We start from the raw sequence: 23,954 nt of genomic DNA, 5'->3' as shown, positions 1-23,954 counted from the left end.
TTACGCTTCTTTCAGCAGGCGTTCTACGGCGTCGACGACATCCTGCACGGTACGCACCGCTTTGAACTCTTCCGGCTTGATTTTCTTACCGGTTTTCTTTTGCAGATGCACGATCATGTCAACGGCGTCGATGCTGTCCAGCTCCAGATCTTCATACAGGCGCGCCTCAGGTTTGATGTCCTGAGGGTCGATTTCAAACAGTTTGACCAGCAGCGCGGAGACTTCTTCATAAATGGCATGTTGTTCTGTCATAACGGACTCGCCTCAGGCACGTTGAGCGTGAATGAAAGATGCCAGCGTGGCGACGGAAAAGAAGTGCTGACGCATCTCTTCGCTCTCTGCGGAGAGCACCACGCCATACTGGTTTTTCACCGCCAGCCCCAGCTCAAGGGCATCGATCGAATCCAGTCCTAAACCATCACCAAAGAGCGCCGCCTCGGTATCGATATCGTCAGCGGACAGCTCGTCCAGATTCAGCGTATTTATTATGAGATTTTTAATTTCAAGGTAGAGCGCTTGCATCATTAATTCCTGAAAGAGGTGTAGCACCTGGTTGTAATTGAAGCAAAAGATGCCGGTTCAACTGCCTTGCCGCCAGCGCCGGTTCTTGTAAATTTGCATCGTTAAACGGGTCGATCGCGATCCGCTCGCGCACCTCTACGGTAAACAGAGGTTTCGCGGGAGGCACGTCATACCATTTGCTCTGCTTATCCAGCAGATGCTCGCTACAGTGGATAGTCACTACGCGTAAATCGCTGCCGCAGCGCACGGCGATATTGGCCGCGCCGCGTTGCAGCGTCATTTTTTCACCGGGTCGCGTTCGCGTCCCTTCGGGGAAAATCAATATTGTGTCGCCCTGATCCAGACGCTGCTGGCAGGCCGGTAACAGCGCGTCGGCCTGGCTGTTGATCAGGTAATCCGCCGCGCGAATAACGCCGCTGACGAACGGGTTTTTCAGCAGTGCGCTCTTCACCAGGCAGTCGGTTTCGGGCATGACGGAAGCCAGCAGCACGTAATCAATAAGCGTGGGATGGTTCGCCACCACCAGACACCCTTTCTCCTGTCGCAGCACGTCACTCCCCTCAATGCGGTAGTCCAGAACGCCAAGCGTTTTCGCTACCGTTAAAAAGGCGCGAAAACTGGCCGCAATGCTGCGACGGGCCAGGCGGCGGCGTCTGACGGGGTTCCATACCAATAGTAACAATAAGTTGAACCACACGACAGAAAGCAACAGCCCGCCGATGCCGAACAGGGCAAAACAAAAACCGGTCATCACCAGTCGCCATGCCCAATCCAGGCGCGCCAGAAGCGTGTTCACGCGCGGCTCCACTGCCACTCTACCCGCTCGCCCGGCAGCGTAAAGGCGTCGGCGTTTTGTAAGTAACGTTGTAAAAACAGCAGGCTTTGCGGAAGCGGCGTTTCATCCTGAGGCGCACCGGGCTGCGTGGCGCAGGACAGCACATTCCCCGCTTCAATGACAAAGGCGACGGCGTAAGGCCAGGTCGGCATCTGCGGCGGTAATCGCGGATGGTAAAACTCGGGCAGAAAGCCGTCGAAATCGACCATCAGTACCCGCTGATAATCCGCCTGAAGCAGGCACATCACTTCGCACAACCCTTGCTGGAAGGTGTCTCTCCCGGCGGAAAGCGAGGATGAGACAACCGGCTGTTTTGCGGCAATGGTCAGATTACCGACCGCGGAATTGTGTACTGACAGGGCGAAATCGGTGGGAGAGAGCGCCTGTTCCATCGCCAGCGCGTGCAGGATGCGGTAGTTACGCTCCAGTTCGCCGTGGCGGCTGGTATAGAGCACCGCGTCGATATCGTGGCGACGCAGCATGGCCAGCCCGCACTCCACCGCCAGTTTGCTGCCGGAACTGAGCCGCCGGGCGGTCATCATCGGGAGTTCGTGCAGTTTTGCCTGCGGCGCGGCGGGATCGATGGCGTACGGCTCCCGCGACCACTGCTGCCAGTGGGTCGCTTCGCTAAGTCCTGGGGCTCTGGCCTGCCAGTCTGTTATGTTTAGTGCAAATTTCATCAACGCGCGTCCGCGGTAATCCGGTGATACCAGTGACGTTTTTTTAACGTCACTTTGTTATTTTTTCTTTTGGCATATCAATAAAGTATGCCCAACGCCCAGGTTGTCATGGCGTTCATCCACCTGGAACCCTGCCATGTCCAGGTAGTGATAAAACTTCTCTACGCTGTAGAAACGGCTGTTGCCATTTGCCATACAGGTAAAATAAAGCGAAGACGCATTCAGGCTAAAAGAGGCCGCTTCAAATTTCTGCGCATCCCAGAACAGCTCCATAATGCACAGCCTTGCGCCGGGTTTCATCACGCGGGCAACGTTACTGAGCATGGTGATAATCTGTTCCGGTGAAAAGCAGTCCAGAAATTGGCTCATCCACCAGATATCGGCCTCTCCAGGTAAAGGCGTATCACCCAGCATATCCACTGCATGGAAATCTATGCGATGAGATAATCCTGCATTTTCGATATTTTTACGGGCAAGTGCAATTTGTTGTGGCAAATCTAATAAAGTGACCGCGATATTTTCATCGTACTGGCAGCAGCGTAATGCCCATTTCCCGGTATTTCCGCCCACATCGTACAGGGTTGCCGGGCGACTGGCGAATACATAAGGCAGCGCGGCGTCAAATGCGCCGTCGGAATAGTAATGATCGAAGGCGAACCAACTGTCACGCGCCGCCTGCGGTAATTGCGACAGCGCGGGATAAATCGTTGGCCAGTCGCCGAATATTTTCAGTCCTGACGGTTTGCCTTCCTTTAGCGCATTTTCCAGATAAAACAGCCCCTGATAGCAAACATCCTGGGTGAAATCCATATTTATGCGGGTCATGGCGTCATGCAGAAGAAAATGCCCCACCTTCGCGAGATAATAATGCCCCTCTTTGTGAGTAATAATACGTCCGCTTAATCCCATATCCAGCAGTACGCTGGCGGCATATTCATTGATGCTGCTGTTTTCAGTGATATCGTCGAGCGTTGCGCCGCGTTTACCCTGCCGATCCAGATATGTCAGCACACCCGCGTTACGCAGACACAATGCGGCCTGGAAAAGCATGGGGGCGAAGGCGATACGTTGTGCTTCCGTGATGGCATCCAGTGCGCTGAGCGAGTCCTGTTCGTACATAATGGGGACAACCTGTTAAGAGGGGGTAAAAGCGAGTTATCGGGCCGTCTTCGACCCGACTTTAATAATCCGCGTCATCTTTCAGGCCGCCGCTTTTGACGCGTGAACGTTCAGCTCAATGCCGCCTGAATGAAAGTGCGTACCGCCTGAATTACAGACCCGCGCCTGCGGACAAGTTAACCTGGATGTCTTTGTCCAGGTTATGTACCCAGCGGTTGTAGTTTTTGTGAATTTTGCCGCCGGAAGCCTGCAAATTGAGGCTGCTGTCGTATTTGATGTCGTAGCTGGTTGCAGAGTAGGTAATGCGCACTTCAGCGACGTGGTTGCGCGTCTGCTGACGTCCTTTGATAACGCCAGGCCCGACTTCAGACATGATCCATTGACGTTGAACGCCTGCCTTCAGAATGGCGTTTTTGACCTGCTCCTGAGTATGGCCCGCGCTCACGCTGGAGTGAACCTGATCGATAGGCGCAGTACGCGCGCAACCCGCCAGAGCACCCACAACCGCAATAGCGGCAAACCATTTAATGAATTGTTTCATGAAAACTCCCTATCAATTAACTAGTTGACTAATAATGTGCTTATTAATTTATTAATAACGAACGCCAGCCATAATGGCGTCGGTTTTTATTTTATGCATTTTTCATTTCACGCGAAAACCGACTGAATGCGGTATTGTTATATCTGTTTGAGTTAAGTCTCTTTATTCCGGTGAATGCTGTTTCTTATTTATTAAATAACGGGCGGCAGGACATATTTCATTTAAGGTAAACTGCCACATATATTTAAAACGCATGACAGTTTACCGGGCAGGTGCGTAGATAAAAACTACCCTGGTTGGTAGGTAAATTAATTATCCGGGCAACCGACTTTTCGGGCGACCCGGCCCCAGTAAAATCGCCAGTTTGCTGCCGCCTTTGGTGGTCTCCATCCAGATCTTACAGACGCTGGTAAGCGGAACGGAAAGCAGCATCCCTACCGGGCCTAATAACCATCCCCACACCAGTAAAGAGAGGAACACCACCAGCGTGGACATTCCCAGGCGGTGGCCCATCATGCGCGGTTCCAGGATATTGCCGATGATCATATGCACCACCAGAAAGAGCGCGCCGACCAGAACGCATTCGTAGAAACCGTTGAACAGCAGCGCCTGAATCATCGGCGGCACCGCCGAAATGACCGAACCAATATTAGGGACATAGTTGAGTAAAAACGCCAGCACGCCCCACATCAGCGCAAACTGGATGTCCATCAGCGCCAGCCCCAGCCAGACAATCACGCCGGTCCACAGGCTCAGCAGCGTTTTCAGCGCCAGATAGTGCGACACGCCTTTGAGCGCCCGGTGTAAACCCGCAATGTGAATTTGCGGGTTGTTCAGCGCGAAACGCAGTTTGTAGGGAACGTGGCGAACTTCGAACAGCATAAACACCACCGTCATCACCAGCAGGACTACGCTTGCCATCGCCCCGGAAAGGCCGGTCATCAGTGTGGTGGTGAAGGTCATCAGTTTATCGGAGTCGATGCGTTGCAGCAGGCGTTCCGGCGACATGTGCAGGTTGAGGAAGGGCAGCATCTCCTGCAAATGCAGAACCTTACGCGTCAGCTCCTTGTTGTATTTCGGCAGCATGGCGACGAATTCATTGATTGACGCAGCCAGCACGCCGATCAGCGCCGTCAGCACGATAAGCATCACGACCACCACGAGAGTAATCGCCACCGGGCGGTTAACGCCGCGACGAATAAACCAGGTTACCAGCGGGTTGAGGACAATGGCGAAAAAGAGCGCCAGTAAGAGCTGTACAATAATATCTGCTGCGGCATGAAGCCCTGCCAGTATGACGACCAACGACGCCAGTTTGAGCAGAATATGCATCCCCGTTTTGTCGGGTTGAGGGGTTGTCATGTCATCTTCCTTTTTGCATTTTTTCTAAGTGTAGCGCCTGGCCTGAGACCAATATTCTTAATCTTGCTACTGATTTTCGCGACTCAGCATGATAAAAATGAAACACTGTTGTAAAAACGTGGTGACCTCCCATGCCCGAACCCGTCGCTGAACCGGCGCTTAGCGGATTACGCCTCAATCTGCGTATCGTTTCTGTTGTGATTTTTAACTTCGCCAGTTATCTGACGATCGGTTTGCCGCTCGCAGTCCTGCCGGGCTATGTCCATGATGTGATGGGGTTTAGCGCTTTCTGGGCGGGGCTGGTCATAAGCTTACAATATTTTGCGACGCTCGTGAGCCGCCCTCATGCGGGGCGCTACGCTGACCTGCTGGGGCCGAAAAAGGTTGTCGTCTTTGGTTTGTGCGGCTGCTTTCTGAGCGGCCTGAGCTATCTCCTGGCGGGATTCGCCAGCGGCTGGCCGATTGCAAGCCTGCTGCTGTTATGCCTGGGGCGTGTCATTCTGGGTATTGGACAAAGCTTCGCCGGAACCGGATCAACGCTCTGGGGCGTAGGCGTGGTGGGGTCGCTGCATATTGGCCGGGTGATTTCGTGGAACGGTATTGTCACGTATGGCGCGATGGCGATGGGCGCCCCGCTTGGCGTGCTGTTTTACGCCTGGGGCGGGTTACAGGGGCTGGCGTTGACGATCATGGGCGTGGCGCTGCTGGCCGTGCTGTTTGCGCTCCCGCGCCCGGCGGTGAAAGCCAGTAAGGGCAAACCGCTGCCGTTTCGCGCCGTGCTTGGGCGCGTCTGGCTGTATGGAATGGCGCTGGCGCTGGCATCCGCGGGATTCGGCGTTATCGCCACCTTCATCACGCTGTTTTATGACGCGAAAGGGTGGGATGGCGCCGCCTTCGCGCTCACGCTGTTTAGCTGTGCGTTTGTGGGCGCCCGTTTATTGTTCCCCAATGGCATCAATCGGTTAGGCGGCTTAAACGTGGCGATGATCTGCTTTAGCGTGGAGATTATCGGGTTGCTGCTGGTGGGCGTTGCGCTGATGCCGTGGATGGCGAAAATTGGCGTGCTACTGGCGGGGGCGGGGTTCTCGCTGGTCTTCCCGGCGCTGGGCGTGGTGGCGGTAAAGGCGGTGCCGCAGCAGAATCAAGGGGCGGCGCTGGCGACCTATACGGTGTTTATGGATTTATCGTTGGGCGTGACCGGGCCGCTGGCGGGGCTGCTGATGACCTGGGCGGGTGTGCCGGTTATCTATCTGGCGGCGGCGGGTCTGGTGGCGATTGCGCTGTTGCTGACCTGGCGGTTAAAAAAACGGCCTCCGGCGGTATCGCAGGAGGCCGTGTCATCGTCTTAACCGTTACTGGATAACCAGTGTGTTAATGATGTTTTCAGCGGCGGTTTGCGCCTTCTGCTGATCGTCTGCTGGCAGCGTGATTTGCAGGGTCAGCAGTTGGTTATCCACTTTGCCCAGCAGTACGGAAGAGTACGCGGTCTGGCCTTTCGCAGAGATAATGCTGTCCAGCTGTTGCAGCGTGTGGCCTTTCAGCTCGATGGCTTTATTGGTCACGACCTGCAACTGCGGGTCGCGGCTGCGCTGTTGATCTTCCAGACGTTTCGCCAGCACGGCGAGGTCTTCATTGGTGTTATCGCCAACAATCACGATCACCGCTTTCTGGCCTGTCGCGTCAGAGTAGACGTGCATATTATTGGCCTGAGTGCCCAGCTTGCCGCTCTGGTCGGTCATATCCGCTGGCAGTGAGAACGTCAGCTTACCGTCCAGCAGGCTGACAGGTTGTCCGGTTGCGTTGCTTTCCGTAGAGGTTCCCTCTGCCGGAGCATTGGTATCGTTGTTATCACAGGCCGCAAGCCCCATAACCAGCAGGCCAATACCGACATATTTAACCAGATTGCGCATTGACTTCTTCCTTTCGATAAACGGCCATAACGGCTCATTCATCCATCTTATCACAACTCGGAAAATGAACCTTTAACTCGTCTGCAATGCCGAGATTTCAGATTTATCTGCCAGCCTTTTCAGCAACATATTCAGCAATACGCCATACATCGGCAGGAAGAAAATAATGCTGATGAGCACCTTGAAGCAGTAATCGACAAGGGCGATTTCCATCCAGTGCTCGGCCATAAAGGCATCGGGGCTGCGCCAGAAAGCGATGAAGAAGAAGGCGAGGGTATCGCTGACGTTGCCAAACAGCGTGGAGGCTGTGGGGGCCATCCACCAGCGGCGGTTCTGGCGCAGGCGGTTAAAGACGTGTACATCCAGAATCTGGCCCAGCGCATACGCCATAAAGCTGGCGGTGGCGATACGCGCGACAAACAGGTTGAAGTGCAGCAACGCGCCAAATCCCTGCCAGGAGCCCATATAAAACAGCGATGAGATGACATAGGAGATGAGCAGCGCCGGGATCATCACCGCAAAGATTATCCGTCGTGCCAGCGGCGCGCCAAAAATGCGCACGGTCAGGTCGGTCGCGAGAAAAATAAAGGGAAAGCTAAAGGCGCCCCACGTCGTGTGGAACCCGAAAACAGAGATCGGAAGCTGTACCAGATAGTTACTGGAGGTGATCACCAGTAAGTGGAATAGCGATAGCCAGAACAACGCTTTTACGCGCTGTATTTGAGTAAAGGAGTTCATATTGTACCTTTTTGATCGATATTTGGGGTGAGGGAACCCAATAAAACCGCCGCATCATACTGCTTTGAAAACGTATTGCAATGGTTGTTTTTCACGCAATCGTTAACTTGATTTGCTTACGGGCAAACAGGGCGTAAACTACAGCCGTTTTTTTAGTGAATGAGACGAAGATGACCGATCTGTTTTCCTCCCCCGACCATACGCTTGATGCCCAGGGGCTACGCTGCCCGGAACCGGTAATGATGGTGCGTAAAACCGTGCGTAACATGCAAACGGGCGAAACGCTGCTGATTATTGCCGACGATCCGGCGACAACCCGCGATATTCCTGGCTTTTGTACGTTTATGGAACATGAGCTGATGGCGAAAGAGACGGATTCGCTGCCGTATCGTTATTTGCTGCGTAAAAAGCATTGAGTCTCAGCCGGATAAAACCGGCGTGACCGCTGCGACATTTTTAAACCATCGTTTCAATTTTTCCTGCTTTTTTGTGAAGCACTTCACCTTCATCTTTCAGGGCATCGGCTACGGTTTAAGCGTAAAAACTAAAACAATGTTTTAACGCTACCCTCTCAACCTCTGGAGCTGACCCGATGAAAGTGACTCTCAAGCCGCTCGCGGCTTCCCTGTGCCTGGCTACCGCGTCAATACTGTTTTCCCATTCCGTTTTCGCGCAGGTCATTAAAGCGGCGGATGTCCATCCGCAGGGCTATCCGAATGTCGTCGCCGTGCAGAAAATGGGCGAAAAACTCAAACAACAAACCGACGGCAAACTGGAAATTAAAGTGTTCCCGGGCGGCGTGCTGGGCGATGAAAAACAGATGATCGAACAGGCGCAAATCGGCGCGATTGATATGATTCGCGTATCGATGGCGCCGGTGGCGGCTATTCTGCCGGATATCGAAGTCTTTACGCTGCCCTATGTGTTTCGCGACGAAGACCACATGCACAAAATTATTGATGGCGATATCGGGAAAAGCATTGGCGATAAGCTGACGAACAACCCGAAATCACGTCTGGTGTTTCTTGGCTGGATGGACTCCGGGACGCGCAACCTGATTACCAAAAACCCGGTGGAAAAGCCGGAAGATCTCCACGGTATGAAGATTCGCGTGCAGGGAAGCCCGGTGGCGCTGGATACACTGAAAGACATGGGGGCGAACTCGGTGGCGATGGGGGTGAGCGAGGTGTTTAGCGGTATGCAGACCGGCGTGATTGACGGTGCGGAAAACAACCCGCCGACTTTTGTCGCGCATAACTACATGCCGGTTGCGAAGAATTACACCCTCAGCGGGCACTTTATCACCCCGGAAATGCTGCTCTATTCCAAAGTGAAGTGGGACAAGCTGACTGCGGATGAGCAGCAGAAGATCCTGACGCTGGCGCGCGAAGCGCAGTTTGAGCAGCGTAAATTGTGGGATGCCTACAACCAGGAGGCATTAGCGAAGATGAAGGCTGGCGGCGTGCAGTTCCACGAAATTGATAAAGCGTATTTCGTGAAGGCCACCGAACCGGTCCGCGCGCAGTATGGCGAAAAACACCAGGCGTTGATGAAGGCGATTGCCGACGTGCAGTAAGCGCCTTCGCTTCGCCGGATGAGCAGGCCTGCGTGGGTTCGTGCCATGATCCCCGTAGGCCTGATAAGCCTGGCGCCATCAGGCGACAATCTACCCTTTACGCAACAGCCGCAGCGCGTTGGCGGTCACCAGCACCGTCGCCCCAGTATCCGCCAGCACGGCCAGCCACAGACCGGTTATGCCGAGCAGCGTGGTGATGAGGAAGATCCCTTTCAGCCCCAGGGCAATCGCGATGTTCTGACGAATATTAGCGTGGGTGGCGCGCGCCAGCTGGATCATCTGTACCAGCCCGCGCAGGCGGTTATGCGTCAGGGCGGCGTCTGCCGTTTCCAGCGCGACATCCGTTCCGCTTCCCATCGCAATACCTATCGCGGCGGCTTTCATTGCGGGGGCGTCGTTAATGCCGTCACCCACCATCGCCAGCGGGGCGTGCTGATTGAGCGCCGTCACCGCCCGGACTTTATCTTCCGGCAGCAGGCCCGCTTTAAACGTCAGGCCCAGCTCTCCGGCAATGGCCGCAGCCGCGCGTGGGTTATCGCCGGTCAGGATCACGCCTTTCACCCCTAACTGATTAAGCTCGCCGATCGCGGTGCGGGCGTCATCGCGCAGCGTATCCTGTAGGGCGAGCACGCCGATTACGTCGTCGTTGCGCAGCACCAGCACGACCGTCTGTCCGGCGCTTTCCAGTTCGCTGATTTGCCCGGCAAAGGCTTCCGCCGGGCGTTTGCCTGCGGCGCAAATCAGGATGCGCTCGCCATTAACCTGAGCTTCGATACCCGAACCGACCAGCGCGCGCTGCTCCAGCGCTGGCGGAATGGTCAGTTCACGCGTCTGCGCTTCACGCACAATGGCCTGCGCCAGTGGGTGCGTCGCGCCTTGTTCCACCGCCGCCGCCAGCGCCAGCAGCTCCGCTTCGCCGATCCCGCTTGCCGGATGGATGGCGGTGACGCGCGGTTTCCCTACGGTCAGGGTGCCGGTTTTATCGAACGCCACCTGAGTGACTCTGCCTAGCTGCTCCAGCGCTGCGCCGCCTTTAATCAGCGCCCCGCGACGTGCCGCCGCCGCCAGCCCGGAGGTGATGGCCGCCGGGGTGGAAATGACCAGCGCACACGGGCAGCCAATCAGTAGCAGCGTGAGTCCCTTATAAATCCACTCTTGCCAGGACGCGGCAAACAGCAGCGGCGGCACCAGCGTGACCAGCAGCGCGACGGCCATAATCACCGGGGTGTAAATCCGGCTGAAGCGGTCAATAAAACGCTCAATGGGCGCGCGGCGTTCTTCGGCTTCTTCAATCAGCTTCAGGATACGGTCAATCGCGCTGGCGCCCGGTTCTGACAGCACCTCCAGCGTAACGAGCCGATCCACGCTGGTGGCGCCAGCGGGGACTTTCTCGCCCGTTGAGCGCTCGACCGGAATCGACTCGCCGGTGAGCGCGCTCTCATCAAAACTGGCGAAACCGGAGACCAGCCTGCCGTCGGCGGGTAAGCGCCCGCCTGCCGCCACTTCGATAATGTCGCCGGGTTGCAGGGTGTTGATCGCCACCTCTTCGCGCACGCCATCGCGCAGGCGCGTGGCGGTTTCCGGTTTGAGGGCCATCAGCGCGCTGACCCCTTTGCGGGCGCGGCTGGCAGCCCACCCTTCGAGGCGTTCGCCGATCAGAAATAACAGCAGCACCATCGCCGCTTCCGCCGTCGCGCCAATAAACAGTGCGCCAATCGCCGCCACGCTCATCAGCGTTTCGATGGCGAACCAGCTACCGGTTTTCATCAGGCGCAGCGCCTGACGGGCAATGGGATACAGGCCGACCAGCGTGGTGGCGATAAACGCCAGTTGGCCGAACGGATGGTTGAATTGCTCCAGCCCCCAGCTAATCGCCATCATAATGATGAGCGTGATCAGCGGCAGGTTTTCTTGCAGCCGGGATTCGCGCGCCTCTGCTGTGGCCTGTTCATCACGCAGGGTATAACCCGCCTTTTGTACGGCGCGTTCAACGTGTTGGCGGATATCGGCATTCGCATCCACCACCAGTTTCTCGGTGGCGAACAGCACCTGTACCTGATTGACGCCCCCGACCTGGCGCACGGCGTTTTCGACTTTACGGGCGCAGGCGGCGCAGTCCATACCGGCGACTTTCCAGGTGTAACGCGTCCCTTCGATGGTGTCGGGGACGAGAGCTTCCGTTGCGCAGTCGCCCTCACAGCAGCAGTCATCTACCTTCCGGGGGGCTGGCGCCAGTTTGAAGGATGAAAATTGTGGGACTTTTTTGCCATCAGTATCGGGTGTCAACATGGCATCCTCCGGTTGATGATAATTTTCTCATTAACCGGAGGATACACTCTGGAGTCGACTCCAGAGTCAAGCGTTATTAAAGATAAAGTGAGCGGACAATCAGGAAGTGCCCGGCAAAGTAGCAGGCGGCGGAAATAGCGTTATCCGCGCGGAAGCGGCAGCGGTAATGGCTGCCCAGCCAGACGATGTTGCCGAGGAATAACAACGATGCGCCCATAAAAGCAGAGAGCGCCGGGGCGGTCGGGCGGAAGAACCACAGTTCACCGGCCAGCCAGACCATCATGAGCGTCATGGCGATAAAGGTGCATATCGGCCAGCGCAGCTCTTCCAGACGCGTCCAGATCACTGCAATCAGCAACCCGCCCAACACCAGCAGCACTAACGGCAATGGCCAGAAGAACGACAGCGTCATCTGGCTGGCGAAATAGAGGGTGTACAGCAGGTGCGACAGGAAGAATGCGCCAATGGCGTACAGCAGACGTTGGCGCGGCAACAGCGTCAACGCATCGCCCAGCAACGAGGCGCACAGGCCCGCCAGCACAAGGTAGCTGATCGCGTCGAACATCGGCGCTTGCCAGGCGAGTAAAAGAAGGAGAATCAGGGTGAGAGGTTTAAAGACCCAGCGCTGCCACGCTGGCCCACGATACGATGCGTCCACAAATAGCCATGCGGAAAGACAGACAGCGATAAACGACCAAAGCATCTTAGTTCCTTGAATTCGTTATTTTTTCGCGAGCGGTATGCTCACGGCCCTGTTGTCCAGTGTAGAGGTCGGCGCAGGCAGATGACAACACCATAACGGGCAGGGTATGCTTATTTCCGCATTTTCTGATGGGTTAAAATGATGAGTAAACCACCACTTTTTTTCATTGTTATCATTGGCTTGATTGTTATCGCCGCGTCGTTTCGCTTTGTTTCGCAGCGGCGAGAAAAAGCCGATAACGATGCCGCGCCATTGCAGCAAAAGCAGGTAGTGGTGAGCAATAAGCGCGAAAAGCCGATCAACGATCGGCGCTCGCGTCAGCAGCAGGTGACGCCAGCGGGCACCAGTATGCGCTATGAAGTTAGCTTTAAACCGCAGCGCGGCGGGCTTGAGCAGACGTTCCGGCTTGATGCCCAACAGTACCATGCGTTAACGGTCGGGGATAAAGGCACGCTGAACTACAAAGGTTCGCGGTTTGAGGGCTTTAAGCCTGAGCAATAACGCCGATCGGCACTGTGTTTATAGCGCCAGTGCCGACAATAAATTCAACTGAAATATATAATGCCTTTCAAATATGGCTGCTATTTATTTTTCTGTGGTAATACCTTTGGTGTTATATTTTTTGTGTGACTAAAATATCGGTCATATCACTATTCTGCTATCCACTTTTCACTATCCTGCTATTGCAACGTTATCGCAGATATATATGAATATAATTTAAAAAGCTAAGGAATTTATATGGCGAATACAATGTGGTTGGCCTTGAATGGGCAGGCGCAGGGGTTGATTTCTGCTGGATGTGCCTCGGTAAATTCGATAGGAAATAAATCACAACCCGCCCATCGTGATCAGATAATGGTAATGACAGTTAATCATGGCATGAGCCGGGTACAAAATGTGAACCATCAATGTTTGACATTTATTAAGCCGGTAGATAAATCCTCGCCGTTATTAGGGAAAGCCATAACTGACAATGAAACATTGAACTGTGAATTTAGCTTCTACCGAACTAATAGGGCGGGTTTAAACGAGTGTTATTACACGCTAAAACTTATCAATGCCAGAATATCCAGCATCCATTTACAGGTGCCTCATACTATCGATGACAGTGCGGGTCAGCCAGAAGAAGTCATTGAGCTGTCGTATGAGTCAATTACCTGGGAGCACATTATGACGGGAACCAGCGCATACAGCCTTTGGGATGAGCGAATTTATTAAGGGATAATGATGGAAAAGTATTATGACTGGATAGGAAATCACCGTGAAGATATTCTTAGAGGAAATAACTGGCAACGTAATCAGCGTGTCGAGAATGAAATCAGAACGCTAAAAAATAACCTGAACAACAATCCTCAACACATCATGCTGCTGACGCCTGAGGAGGCTCAGGGCGTAATTGACGATTTGCTGGGCAGTAAACCCGTCAGTTTTTCGACGAATTATGCCGGTAACATTAAAGATACGGTTTCTGCTACTAAAAACCTGTCAAAGCTTTTTTCTTATCAGCAGGCCGGGAAGATTGTCTTCACCTTAAAAGGCCTTGGGATTAAAGCAACGCAGTATGCTTATCAGGGAAAGCTATATGTGAAGATTACTGGTTACCCTTCTTTGCGACGCATCCTTAATGGAACCCGTTACCGGATTAATCATCCTAAGGTGCTTGAAGTAGGCATTGGCAGCGCCGGGTTTCGAAACGGCATTATGTCAGGGGCCAGATTCTGCATCTGGTTTTCCGCATGCTGGCGGTTGATTGAGTTGATCTTTAAATCCGACCATGACGTCGCCGCACTGCTGGGGAACGTGACGATGGATGTGGCGAAGGTGATTGTGAGTGTATTTACAGAAAAGTGTTTGGGACAATTTGCTTCATGGCTCACATCTCCATTTATTGCGAGTGCAGCTTTTCCGGTTTGGGGTGAAATCATCGGTGTTGTGGCGTTAGGTTTTTTCATAGCCTGGTCTCTGAATGAAGTGGACAAAAAATATGAGCTCTCAGACAAACTTATAGCGTGTATTCGTCAGGGACTTAAAGAACGGCAAAGAATTGAAGAGTGGAACGCCCAGCGCCTGGGGTACAGAAGGTCCCTTTACGGCGGAATTTATTGATATGAACTTTAATATTAATCTGGAGAATATTAAAAAAAGATGTGGTTTGCTTCTGGGTATATTTGTTTTTGGAGGGGTTACCTGGGGGTTTTATCTTGCCAGTGTGCCGGACATCACCGATCTGATTGAATCCAGAAGCATCGTTTATTTTTTCTGGGGTTCATTTTGCCTGTTATTGATGTTTCCGGTGGGGTGTTGCTTTGTTTTAGCTATTGCCTACGTGACCTTTACGAAAAGCATGCAGCCGCCCAGGTTCTTCGACAGGGCTTTTACCATTGGTATCCATGTTGCGGGGGTAGGGTTTGTTGTTGGTAATATCCTCTCTTTTATTGTTCTTTTTTATCCCCTCGGCACTAATTATGTCTTATGTGAGCGCTCAGGCCCGACGTCTGGCACCTATTACACCCGGACCGAAGAGATTTGCGAGCAGGTGAAATATCTGCTCAAAACAAAATACAGCGACATTGAAAAACTGAACGACACACTGGACGGCAAACCAAAGCAGCAATAGCGTTTTTTGGCCCGGCTCGCCACGCGCCGCCGGGCGAAAAGATCACGGTTACTTCTTCAACTGATCTTTAATCTTCTTCTGCCACACCAGCAGCTCAAACACGCCGAACAGGAAAATGCGGATTTTCTCGCCGGTGGTCATCTGCGGGCCATCTTTAGGCATGGTGCTTTTTAACAGCGCCAGCTGCATACCGTGCATCAGCACCATAAAGACCAGCGCGACGTTGACGAAGATGTTGAGCGGGCGTGGAAAGGGTTGGAAAATATTCAGTAGTAAAAATGCCCAGACGCACAGCATCAGCAGACGTCCCAGATTAATCAGCATCGCTTTCTCCTTGTGCTTCCCGTTGATACAGGCGGTATGCGACCTGTCCGGCCACTTTTTCACGATACAACGACCAGTTTGCCGGGACGGGCGGCAGACCGTTTTCGACTTCGCTTTCGACGTAAATATACGCGTCATCAGCCAGCCAGCCGTGCGTTTCCAGCAGGCTTAACGTCTCTTCCAGCAGCCCTTTGCGAAACGGGGGATCGACAAACACCACGTTGTGCGGCGTACCGGTCTGCGCCAGAAAGGCCAGCGTATTGGCGTTGACCACGCGGGCGTTGCCTGCCTTTAGCGTAGCAAGATTCTTTTGTAACTGCTGTGACACGGCGCGATCCATCTCCAGCAACGTCGCGCCCGCCGCATAGCGGGAAAGCGCTTCCAGCCCCAGCGCGCCGCTTCCGGCGAAACAATCCAGACAGTGGGCGTCTACCATGACCGGCGCCAGCCAGTTAAACAGCGTCTCGCGAACCCGGTCGGTTGTCGGGCGCAGCCCTGGGCTGTCGGGAACCGGAAGTTTACGGCCCCGCCACTGTCCGCCAATAATACGGATTTGACCGCTGCCAGAGTGATTCGGTTTTTTCATTTCTATTGCTCAATCCGCTGCTGACGTGTCATTCCAGGCGGTGATGTGAATTAAGTTAAGTGGTAGACTATTTCATCATTTTTTTAGCTTCCATGTATATAGCGCCAGATATTAACCGCGAGGAGTACAGTCGCAGATGGCAAAACAGAAAAAACGTGGCTTCTTTTCCTGGCTGGGCTTTGGTGAAAAAGAGCAGGAACAGGAACAAAAAACCGAAGAACAACAGCGTGTTGAAGAACAGTTAGCGCCAGAGACGCCGGTTGAGACGGCGGCAGACGCCGACGCGGAAACGTACGCCCACGGCAAGGCGGAGACCGACGCTTTCGCCGAAGCCGTGGTGAACGTTACCGAACAGGTTCAGGAAAGCGAAAAACCGCAGCCGGTTGAGCCAGAGCCTGTCGTAGAGCCTGTTGTTGACCCCGTGGTTGAAGAAGACATCGTTGAGCCGCAGGCGGTGGTGGAACATGAAGAACTGCCGCTGCCGGAAGAGGTGAACGTCGAAGAGACGTCGCCTGAAGAGTGGCAGGCCGAAGCGGAAACGGTAGAGATCGTGGAGGCGGTAGAAGAAGAGGCGCAAAACGAACCGCAACTGACCGACGAAGAACGGGAAGCGCAGGCGCTGGCGGTGGAAGCGGCGGAAGACGCGGTGGTTGTCGTGCCGGCGGCGGAAGAAGAGACGCCGGTTGAGGAGGTGATTCAGGAGCAAGAGAAGCCGACAAAAGAGGGTTTCTTTGCGCGCCTGAAACGTAGTCTTCTGAAAACAAAAGAAAATCTCGGTTCAGGATTTATCAGTCTGTTCCGTGGTAAGAAAATCGACGATGATCTGTTTGAAGAACTGGAAGAGCAGTTACTGATTGCCGATGTGGGCGTGGAAACCACCCGCAAGATCATCGCTAACCTGACAGAGGGTGCCAGCCGCAAGCAGCTGCATGACGCCGAAGCGCTGTATGGCCTGCTGAAAGACGAGATGGGCGATATCCTCGCAAAAGTTGACGAACCGCTTAATATTGAAGGCAAAACGCCATTTGTTATTCTGATGGTTGGCGTTAACGGCGTGGGGAAAACCACCACGATCGGTAAGCTGGCGCGTCAGTTCGAGCAGCAGGGCAAATCCGTGATGCTGGCGGCGGGGGATACCTTCCGTGCGGCGGCGGTAGAGCAGTTGCAGGTCTGGGGCCAGCGTAACAACATTCCGGTTATCGCCCAGCATACCGGCGCGGATTCCGCTTCCGTTATCTTTGACGCCATCCAGGCGGCGAAAGCGCGTAATGTGGATGTGCTGATTGCTGATACCGCGGGTCGCTTGCAGAACAAAGCGCACCTGATGGAAGAACTGAAAAAAATCGTTCGCGTGATGAAGAAACTCGACGAAGATGCGCCGCATGAAGTGATGCTGACCATCGACGCCAGCACCGGGCAGAATGCGATAAGCCAGGCCAAACTGTTCCATGAAGCGGTTGGCCTGACCGGTATCACCCTGACCAAGCTGGATGGTACGGCGAAGGGTGGGGTTATCTTCTCGGTTGCCGATCAGTTTGGCATTCCTATCCGCTATATTGGTGTGGGCGAACGTATCGAGGATTTACGTCCGTTTAAGGCGGACGATTTTATAGAGGCACTTTTTGCCCGAGAGGATTAACAATGATTCGCTTTGAACATGTCAGCAAGGCCTATCTCGGTGGGAGACAAGCGCTGCAAGGAGTCACATTCCACATGCAGCCAGGCGAGATGGCGTTTCTGACCGGCCACTCAGGCGCGGGGAAAAGTACCCTGCTGAAGCTTATCTGTGGGATTGAACGGCCGAGCGCCGGGAAAATCTTCTTCAGCGGGCATGACATTACGCGCCTGAAAAACCGTGAAGTGCCGTTTCTGCGTCGTCAGATCGGAATGATTTTCCAGGATCACCACCTGCTGATGGATCGTACGGTCTATGACAACGTGGCGATCCCGTTGATTATCGCTGGCGCCAGCGGGGACGACATCCGTCGTCGTGTGTCGGCGGCGCTGGATAAAGTCGGGCTGCTGGACAAAGCGAGGAATTTTCCCATTCAACTCTCTGGCGGTGAGCAGCAGCGCGTGGGGATTGCCCGTGCGGTGGTGAACAAGCCTGCGGTGCTACTGGCGGATGAACCGACCGGGAATCTGGATGATGCCTTATCGGAAGGGATTTTACGTCTGTTTGAAGAGTTTAACCGCGTTGGGGTGACGGTATTGATGGCGACGCACGACATCGGGCTTATCTCCCGTCGTTCGTACCGTATGCTCACCCTGAGCGAAGGTCATTTGCATGGAGGCCTGGTCAGTGAATAAGCGTGACGCTATCAACCAAATCAGGCAGTTTGGCGGCAGACTGGACCGTTTTCGTAAATCTGGCGGTTCGTCCGGCGACGGCGGCCGCAATGCGCCGAGACGCGCAAAACCCTCGCCAAAGCCGAACTCGCGTAAAACCAACGTCTTTAACGAGCAGGTGCGCTATGCGTTCCAGGGCGCGTTACAGGATCTGAAAAGCAAGCCGCTGGCGACGTTTCTGACGGTGATGGTGATTGCCATCTCTCTGACGCTGCCAAGCGTTTGCTACATGGTCTATAAGAACGTCAACCAGGCGGCGACGCAGTACTATCCGTCCCCGCAGATCACCGTTTATCTGCAAAAGACGCTGGATGACGACGCGGCCGCCGGGGTGGTCGCACAGCTCCAGGCCGAGCAGGGGGTGGAGAAGGTCAACTATCTCTCCCGCGACGATGCATTGGGCGAGTTCCGCAACTGGTCCGGCTTTGGCGGCGCGCTGGACATGCTGGAAGAGAATCCGCTTCCGGCAGTGGCGGTGGTGATCCCGAAACTGGATTTCCAGGGAACGGAGTCGCTGAATACGCTACGCGATCGCATCTCGCAGATTAACGGCATTGATGAAGTGCGTATGGATGACAGCTGGTTTGCCCGTCTGGCGGCGCTGACCGGGCTGGTAGGGCGCGTTTCCGCGATGATCGGCGTGCTGATGGTGGCGGCGGTGTTCCTCGTCATCGGCAACAGCGTGCGTCTGAGCATTTTCGCCCGCCGCGACACCATCAACGTGCAGAAACTGATTGGCGCGACGGATGGATTTATCCTGCGACCGTTCCTGTACGGCGGCGCGCTGCTCGGTTTTTCAGGGGCATTTCTTTCACTGATTTTGTCAGAAATTTTGGTGATGCGCTTGTCGTCAGCGGTGACGGAAGTGGCGCAGGTTTTCGGCACGAAGTTTGATATCAATGGTTTATCGTTCGATGAGTGCCTGTTGCTGCTGCTGGTGTGCTCGATGATCGGCTGGGTTGCGGCGTGGCTTGCCACTGTGCAACATTTACGTCACTTTACTCCCGATTAATAAAAGCGTGGTATACTCTTTCCCTGCAATGAGTTCCCGTTCGCAGGGAAAGAGCTTCAAAACATCTCATTCCCCTGCCCACAGTGTTTTTTCATAGCGGTGTCACATTTTGTGCGTAATTTATTCACAACGTTGCATTGAACTTGTGGATAAAATCACTGTCTGATAAAAGAGTGAGTGCTATTCTCGTTGCTCATAAACGCTGGCACGTTTGTTGCCCATTTGCAGTGCCAGACGATATAAATTGAGAGGATTTGAATGACCAAAGAAATGCAAAATTTAGCTTTAGCCCCTGTTGGTAACCTGGAATCTTACATCCGGGCTGCAAACGCGTGGCCGATGTTATCGGCTGACGAAGAACGGGCACTGGCTGAAAAGCTGCATTACCAGGGCGATCTGGAAGCAGCTAAGACGCTGATTCTGTCTCACCTGCGCTTTGTTGTTCATGTTGCTCGTAACTATGCGGGCTATGGCCTGCCGCAGGCGGATCTGATTCAGGAAGGTAACATCGGCCTGATGAAAGCCGTGCGCCGTTTTAACCCGGAAGTGGGTGTGCGCCTGGTTTCTTTCGCCGTGCACTGGATCAAAGCGGAGATCCACGAATACGTATTGCGTAACTGGCGTATCGTTAAAGTCGCAACCACTAAAGCACAGCGTAAGCTGTTCTTTAACCTGCGTAAAACCAAGCAGCGTCTGGGCTGGTTTAATCAGGATGAAGTGGAAATGGTGGCGCGCGAACTGGGCGTAACCAGCAAAGACGTTCGCGAGATGGAATCCCGTATGGCGGCGCAGGACATGACGTTTGACATGTCTTCGGACGACGAGTCTGACAGCCAGCCGATGGCGCCAGTGCTGTATTTGCAGGATAAAACCTCTAACTTTGCCGACGGCATTGAAGAGGATAACTGGGAAGATCAGGCGGCAAACAAACTGACCCACGCAATGGAAGGTCTGGACGAGCGTAGCCAGGACATCATTCGCGCCCGTTGGCTGGACGAAGACAATAAGTCCACGCTACAGGAACTGGCCGACCGCTATGGCGTTTCTGCTGAACGTGTACGTCAGCTTGAAAAGAACGCGATGAAGAAACTGCGCGCCGCTATCGAAGCGTAATTTCCGCGAAGTGCCCGAAAAACCCTGGATGAGAATCCGGGGTTTTTTGTTTTCCTGACCGGATAAGGCACCGCCGCCATCCGGCAAACAGGCCGACATAAATGCCCGATGGCGCTTCGCTTATCGGGCTACGGGGATAACGCTTTTTTTCTCCCCCGCTCTGGCGAATTCTTCCCCCCTGGCAAACACTTACCGATGGGTTGTGCGCATCTTAGGGGGAGAAGGTGAAAAATAACGAACTGAATGAAAGACGGTTGCAAGCGACGCCGCGCGGCATCGGGGTGATGTGCGGTTTCTATGCCGACAGAGCGGAAAACGCCACGCTGTGGGATATTGAAGGCAATGAGGTGATTGATTTCGCCGCCGGAATTGCCGTGTTGAACACCGGGCACCGCCATCCAAAAGTCATCGCGGCAATTGAAAAACAGCTCCAGTCATTTACCCATACCGCGTATCAAATCGTGCCTTATGCAAGCTACGTTACGCTTGCCGAGCGTATTAACGAGCGCGTGCCGGTCAACGGCCCGGCGAAAACGGCTTTCTTCTCTACCGGCGCGGAGGCGGTCGAAAACGCGGTGAAAATTGCGCGCGCCTGTACCCGACGACCGGGGCTGATTACCTTTGGCGGCGCGTTTCACGGGCGAACCTTTATGACGATGGCGCTCACCGGTAAGGTCGCGCCCTACAAAACTGGCTTTGGGCCGTTCCCGGGATCGGTCTATCACGCGCAATATCCGAATCCTTTGCATGGCGTTACCACGGCGGATGCGCTGAACAGTCTCGAACGGATTTTTAAAGCCGATATTGCGCCGGACCAGGTGGCGGCCATTATCCTGGAACCGGTGCAGGGGGAAGGGGGCTTTAACGTTGCGCCAACGGATTTCATGCAGGCGCTGCGTACGTTATGCGATACCCACGGCATCTTGCTGATCGCCGATGAAGTGCAGACCGGTTTTGCCCGTACAGGCAAACTGTTTGCGATGGAGCACCACGGCGTTCAGCCGGATCTCATTACGATGGCCAAAAGTCTGGCCGGCGGTATGCCGCTGTCGGCGGTATCCGGTCGCGCCGAGGTGATGGATGCGCCTGCGCCGGGCGGTCTTGGCGGCACCTACGCCGGAAACCCGCTGGCGGTGGCCGCCGCGCATGCGGTGCTTGATGTGATTGAAGAAGACGATCTCTGCACTCGCGCCACGCAGCTTGGTCAGCATCTGGTTGAGGTGTTGAACAAAGCGAAAGCCGCCTGCCCGTCCATTGCCGAGATCCGCGCGCAGGGCTCGATGGTGGCGGTAGAGTTTACCAATCCGCAAACCGGCCAGCCGTCCCCGGAATTTACCCGGCAGGTGCAGGATCGCGCATTGCAGGAGGGTCTGCTGCTGCTCAGCTGCGGTGTTTACGGCAACGTGATCCGCTTCCTCTATCCGCTGACGATCCCCGATGCGCAGTTCCGTAAAGCGCTGGAGATCATTACGCGTTCGCTGACACGATAAACCGACGCCGCCCGTTGCGGCGGCGTCCCGTTTTGTCATCAACTTGTTATCTGACTGTCAAATTAGCTATTCCAAAATCATAAAAATCGGGTATGTTTTAGCAGAGTATGCTGCTAAAGCACGGGCGGCTTACCATTAATTGAAATAAAGTGCTGAACAACAACATCACAACATACGTAATAACCACAATAATGGGGATTCTCAGGATGAATATGAAGGGTAAAGCGTTATTGGCAGGATGTATCGCCCTGTCTTTGAGCAATATGGCGTTTGCTAAGGATATCAAAGTGGCCGTTGTCGGCGCGATGTCCGGCCCGGTAGCGCAGTACGGCGATCAGGAATTTACCGGCGCGGAGCAGGCGATTGCCGATATCAACGCGAAAGGCGGCATCAAGGGCGATAAGCTGGTTGCCGTGAAATATGATGATGCCTGCGACCCGAAACAAGCGGTAGCCGTAGCCAACAAAGTGGTCAACGACGGCATTAAATATGTTATCGGCCACCTGTGCTCCTCATCCACGCAGCCTGCGTCTGATATCTATGAAGACGAAGGCATTCTGATGATTACCCCGGCTGCGACCGCACCGGAACTGACCGCGCGCGGTTATCAGCTGATCCTGCGCACCACCGGTCTGGACTCCGATCAGGGGCCGACGGCGGCGAAATATATTCTGGAAAGCGTGAAGCCGCAGCGCATCGCCATTATTCACGATAAGCAGCAGTACGGTGAAGGCCTGGCGCGCGCGGTGCAGGATGGCCTGAAAAAAGGCAACGCCAACGTGGTGTTCTTCGACGGGATTACCGCCGGCGAGAAAGATTTCTCCACCCTGGTGGCGCGCCTGAAGAAAGAGAACATCGACTTTGTGTATTACGGCGGCTACCACCCTGAGATGGGGCAGATCCTGCGCCAGGCTCGCGCTGCTGGCCTGAAAACGAAGTTTATGGGGCCGGAAGGGGTAGCGAACGTGTCGCTGTCTAACATTGCCGGTGAGTCTGCCGAGGGGATGCTGGTCACCAAGCCGAAGAACTACGATCAGGTTCCGGCGAACAAACCGATTGTAGACGCTATCAAAGCGAAGAAACAGGACCCAAGCGGCGCGTTTGTGTGGACCACCTACGCGGCGTTGCAGTCATTGCAGGCGGGTCTGAATCAGTCCGACGATCCGGCTGAAATCGCCAAATACCTGAAAGCGAATACCGTGGAAACCGTTATGGGGCCGTTGTCCTGGGATGAGAAGGGCGATCTGAAAGGCTTTGAGTTCGGCGTCTTTACCTGGCATGCCGACGGTACGGCAACCGACGCCAGGTAATTGAGTGCCGGGTGGCGGCTTCGTCTTACCCGGCCTGCATGCCTGGAAAATTGCGTGAGAGTTGCAAAACACGTAGGCCGGATAAGCGTCAGCGCCATCCGGCTTTTTTATTACCGTTTTTCCCAGCCGTCCGCCTGCGCCGTAAACCCTAATGCCTGCATAAACGCCGCCATTACGCCTCGCTCTTCGACGCCGACATCTGCCATCCACCAGGCTGAAATGCCCGGATTATTGCGGATCACCTCTTCCACCAGATACTGCCCCACGCCGCGACGACGCGTGATCTCGCGAACCCGCAATGAGTCCAGCGCGCCTTGCGTACCGCTTAGCGTTACCCGCACAGCGCCCAACAGACGCTCGTTGAAACGCGCTGCGTAGATCCGGTGAGTATCATCTACGCTTAAAGACGAGGCGGAGTATTCCGGCCAGATTTTACCCAGATCGATGAGATCCTGGGCGCTAAAGTTTTCTAAACGAACGATGGTCAGCTTCATCGACAGCATGTCCAAATCACCAAAGAGAGAACCAGTGTACCGAAATAATGTGTTCCGACACTTTCTCTTTTTTATTTCATTTACCAGGCGATTAGTTTTTTGGCAACGATAAGTACAGTTTGAAACATCAGAGAATGAAAAACAGGCAGGATAATCCCCTGGGAGGCAGTGTTTTATTCCGCTCTTTGTACCGTTATTTTATGCTGACAAGTGCGCTTTTTTTTGTTTATCTATAGCTGAAATCAGAATATTATCTTTTCTTAATCGACTGAAAAATAGAGTTTTTACTCTGATTTTGCATAAAAAACTGTGCTAAACCATTAATGCAACAGGTAAAAATAGCATAGTTCAAAAAAAGCACAGTCTGCTTTTTAACCACATAAA

The 23,954-nt window shown here is 54.2% G+C and carries 27 protein-coding genes; 13 read left to right on the top strand and 14 right to left on the bottom strand.

Features of this window, described 5'->3' with window-relative positions:
* The 7 genes from OGX75_RS02080 to OGX75_RS02050 all read right to left on the bottom strand — a co-directional run bounded on the left by OGX75_RS02080 (position 1) and on the right by OGX75_RS02050 (position 5,059).
* Positions 1–252: an acyl carrier protein gene (locus OGX75_RS02080; RefSeq protein WP_012135597.1), complete on the bottom strand. Its 252-nt coding sequence runs from the start codon at positions 250–252 to the stop codon at positions 1–3.
* 12 nt (positions 253–264) lie between these two features.
* On the bottom strand, positions 265–522 hold the full coding sequence (locus OGX75_RS02075; RefSeq protein WP_024131035.1) for a phosphopantetheine-binding protein: 258 nt from the start codon (positions 520–522) through the stop codon (positions 265–267).
* Positions 503–1,273, bottom strand: coding sequence for a lysophospholipid acyltransferase family protein (locus OGX75_RS02070; RefSeq protein ID WP_228096617.1), 771 nt, complete (start codon positions 1,271–1,273; stop codon positions 503–505). Before OGX75_RS02070 ends, OGX75_RS02075 begins: the two co-directional genes overlap by 20 nt.
* Before the next feature lie 41 nt (positions 1,274–1,314).
* Positions 1,315–2,037 carry a beta-ketoacyl synthase chain length factor gene (locus tag OGX75_RS02065; RefSeq protein ID WP_286450981.1) on the bottom strand — a complete coding sequence of 241 codons (723 nt, stop codon included), beginning with the start codon at positions 2,035–2,037 and terminating at the stop codon, positions 1,315–1,317.
* 57 nt (positions 2,038–2,094) lie between these two features.
* A complete protein-coding gene (locus OGX75_RS02060) occupies positions 2,095–3,156 on the bottom strand; it encodes a class I SAM-dependent methyltransferase (RefSeq protein ID WP_012135593.1) in 1,062 nt (353 codons plus the stop codon).
* Positions 3,157–3,307: 151 nt separating this feature from the next.
* Entirely contained in the window at positions 3,308–3,685 is a 378-nt protein-coding gene (locus tag OGX75_RS02055) for a hypothetical protein (protein ID WP_123907531.1), read from the bottom strand.
* Between the two features lie 324 nt (positions 3,686–4,009).
* Positions 4,010–5,059 (bottom strand): AI-2E family transporter, encoded by a 1,050-nt coding sequence (locus OGX75_RS02050; protein WP_047460519.1) that lies wholly within the window; start codon positions 5,057–5,059, stop codon positions 4,010–4,012.
* A gap of 131 nt (positions 5,060–5,190) precedes the next feature.
* Between OGX75_RS02050 and OGX75_RS02045 the strand changes: the two genes are divergently transcribed.
* Positions 5,191–6,408, top strand: a complete 1,218-nt coding sequence (locus OGX75_RS02045; RefSeq protein WP_012135588.1) for an MFS transporter — start codon at positions 5,191–5,193, stop codon at positions 6,406–6,408.
* Positions 6,409–6,411: 3 nt separating this feature from the next.
* Here the strand turns inward: OGX75_RS02045 and OGX75_RS02040 are convergent, their stop codons facing one another.
* Positions 6,412–6,969 carry a DcrB family lipoprotein gene (locus OGX75_RS02040; RefSeq protein WP_024131033.1) on the bottom strand — a complete coding sequence of 186 codons (558 nt, stop codon included), beginning with the start codon at positions 6,967–6,969 and terminating at the stop codon, positions 6,412–6,414.
* A 72-nt stretch (positions 6,970–7,041) separates the two neighbouring features.
* On the bottom strand, positions 7,042–7,707 hold the full coding sequence (locus OGX75_RS02035) for a 7-cyano-7-deazaguanine/7-aminomethyl-7-deazaguanine transporter (protein ID WP_012135586.1): 666 nt from the start codon (positions 7,705–7,707) through the stop codon (positions 7,042–7,044).
* Between the two features lie 170 nt (positions 7,708–7,877).
* Here OGX75_RS02035 and tusA point away from each other — a divergent pair, with 170 nt between their 5' ends.
* Complete coding sequence (gene tusA, locus OGX75_RS02030; protein ID WP_012135585.1) at positions 7,878–8,123, top strand: sulfurtransferase TusA; 246 nt, start codon at positions 7,878–7,880, stop codon at positions 8,121–8,123.
* Positions 8,124–8,299: 176 nt separating this feature from the next.
* Positions 8,300–9,283 (top strand): TRAP transporter substrate-binding protein, encoded by a 984-nt coding sequence (locus tag OGX75_RS02025; protein ID WP_012135584.1) that lies wholly within the window; start codon positions 8,300–8,302, stop codon positions 9,281–9,283.
* A gap of 90 nt (positions 9,284–9,373) precedes the next feature.
* Here the strand turns inward: OGX75_RS02025 and zntA are convergent, their stop codons facing one another.
* Positions 9,374–11,572 (bottom strand): Zn(II)/Cd(II)/Pb(II) translocating P-type ATPase ZntA, encoded by a 2,199-nt coding sequence (zntA, locus tag OGX75_RS02020; protein ID WP_286450980.1) that lies wholly within the window; start codon positions 11,570–11,572, stop codon positions 9,374–9,376.
* Positions 11,573–11,648: 76 nt separating this feature from the next.
* A complete protein-coding gene (locus OGX75_RS02015) occupies positions 11,649–12,275 on the bottom strand; it encodes a lysoplasmalogenase (RefSeq protein ID WP_012135582.1) in 627 nt (208 codons plus the stop codon).
* Positions 12,276–12,416: 141 nt separating this feature from the next.
* On the opposite strand from OGX75_RS02015, the gene OGX75_RS02010 reads away from it, so the two are divergent.
* From OGX75_RS02010 to OGX75_RS01995, 4 genes are all read left to right on the top strand, one after another.
* Positions 12,417–12,776, top strand: coding sequence for a DUF2500 domain-containing protein (locus OGX75_RS02010; RefSeq protein WP_049011347.1), 360 nt, complete (start codon positions 12,417–12,419; stop codon positions 12,774–12,776).
* A gap of 237 nt (positions 12,777–13,013) precedes the next feature.
* The gene (locus OGX75_RS02005; protein WP_286450979.1) at positions 13,014–13,493 is read left to right on the top strand and encodes an Hcp family type VI secretion system effector; all 480 of its coding nucleotides are present in this window, start codon (positions 13,014–13,016) and stop codon (positions 13,491–13,493) included.
* 9 nt (positions 13,494–13,502) lie between these two features.
* Positions 13,503–14,381: a hypothetical protein gene (locus OGX75_RS02000; RefSeq protein ID WP_286450978.1), complete on the top strand. Its 879-nt coding sequence runs from the start codon at positions 13,503–13,505 to the stop codon at positions 14,379–14,381.
* A 1-nt stretch (position 14,382) separates the two neighbouring features.
* Positions 14,383–14,892 (top strand): DUF1240 domain-containing protein, encoded by a 510-nt coding sequence (locus OGX75_RS01995; RefSeq protein ID WP_049011344.1) that lies wholly within the window; start codon positions 14,383–14,385, stop codon positions 14,890–14,892.
* A gap of 48 nt (positions 14,893–14,940) precedes the next feature.
* On the opposite strand, the gene OGX75_RS01990 is transcribed toward OGX75_RS01995, so the two are convergent.
* Positions 14,941–15,216, bottom strand: coding sequence for a DUF1145 family protein (locus OGX75_RS01990; RefSeq protein WP_049011343.1), 276 nt, complete (start codon positions 15,214–15,216; stop codon positions 14,941–14,943).
* Complete coding sequence (rsmD, locus tag OGX75_RS01985) at positions 15,206–15,802, bottom strand: 16S rRNA (guanine(966)-N(2))-methyltransferase (RefSeq protein WP_012135578.1); 597 nt, start codon at positions 15,800–15,802, stop codon at positions 15,206–15,208. Before rsmD ends, OGX75_RS01990 begins: the two co-directional genes overlap by 11 nt.
* A gap of 136 nt (positions 15,803–15,938) precedes the next feature.
* Between rsmD and ftsY the strand changes: the two genes are divergently transcribed.
* From ftsY to livJ, 6 genes are all read left to right on the top strand, one after another.
* A complete protein-coding gene (ftsY, locus tag OGX75_RS01980) occupies positions 15,939–17,441 on the top strand; it encodes a signal recognition particle-docking protein FtsY (RefSeq protein WP_286450977.1) in 1,503 nt (500 codons plus the stop codon).
* Positions 17,442–17,443: 2 nt separating this feature from the next.
* Entirely contained in the window at positions 17,444–18,112 is a 669-nt protein-coding gene (gene ftsE / locus OGX75_RS01975) for a cell division ATP-binding protein FtsE (RefSeq protein WP_012135575.1), read from the top strand.
* A complete protein-coding gene (gene ftsX, locus OGX75_RS01970; protein WP_024131031.1) occupies positions 18,105–19,163 on the top strand; it encodes a permease-like cell division protein FtsX in 1,059 nt (352 codons plus the stop codon). The genes ftsE and ftsX overlap by 8 nt, the downstream gene beginning before the upstream one ends.
* A 258-nt stretch (positions 19,164–19,421) precedes the next feature.
* Positions 19,422–20,276, top strand: a complete 855-nt coding sequence (gene rpoH / locus OGX75_RS01965; RefSeq protein WP_012135571.1) for an RNA polymerase sigma factor RpoH — start codon at positions 19,422–19,424, stop codon at positions 20,274–20,276.
* A 224-nt stretch (positions 20,277–20,500) separates the two neighbouring features.
* Complete coding sequence (locus OGX75_RS01960) at positions 20,501–21,766, top strand: 4-aminobutyrate--2-oxoglutarate transaminase (protein ID WP_286450976.1); 1,266 nt, start codon at positions 20,501–20,503, stop codon at positions 21,764–21,766.
* A gap of 206 nt (positions 21,767–21,972) precedes the next feature.
* On the top strand, positions 21,973–23,076 hold the full coding sequence (gene livJ, locus OGX75_RS01955) for a branched chain amino acid ABC transporter substrate-binding protein LivJ (RefSeq protein ID WP_024131030.1): 1,104 nt from the start codon (positions 21,973–21,975) through the stop codon (positions 23,074–23,076).
* A 110-nt stretch (positions 23,077–23,186) separates the two neighbouring features.
* On the opposite strand, the gene panM is transcribed toward livJ, so the two are convergent.
* The gene (gene panM, locus OGX75_RS01950) at positions 23,187–23,570 is read right to left on the bottom strand and encodes an aspartate 1-decarboxylase autocleavage activator PanM (protein ID WP_275376157.1); all 384 of its coding nucleotides are present in this window, start codon (positions 23,568–23,570) and stop codon (positions 23,187–23,189) included.
* Between the last annotated feature and the right edge of the window lie 384 nt (positions 23,571–23,954).

Source organism: Citrobacter sp. CK199 (assembly GCF_030333285.1).
GTDB lineage: Bacteria > Pseudomonadota > Gammaproteobacteria > Enterobacterales > Enterobacteriaceae > Citrobacter_B > Citrobacter_B koseri.
This window is presented reverse-complemented; position numbering and strand designations above follow the sequence as displayed.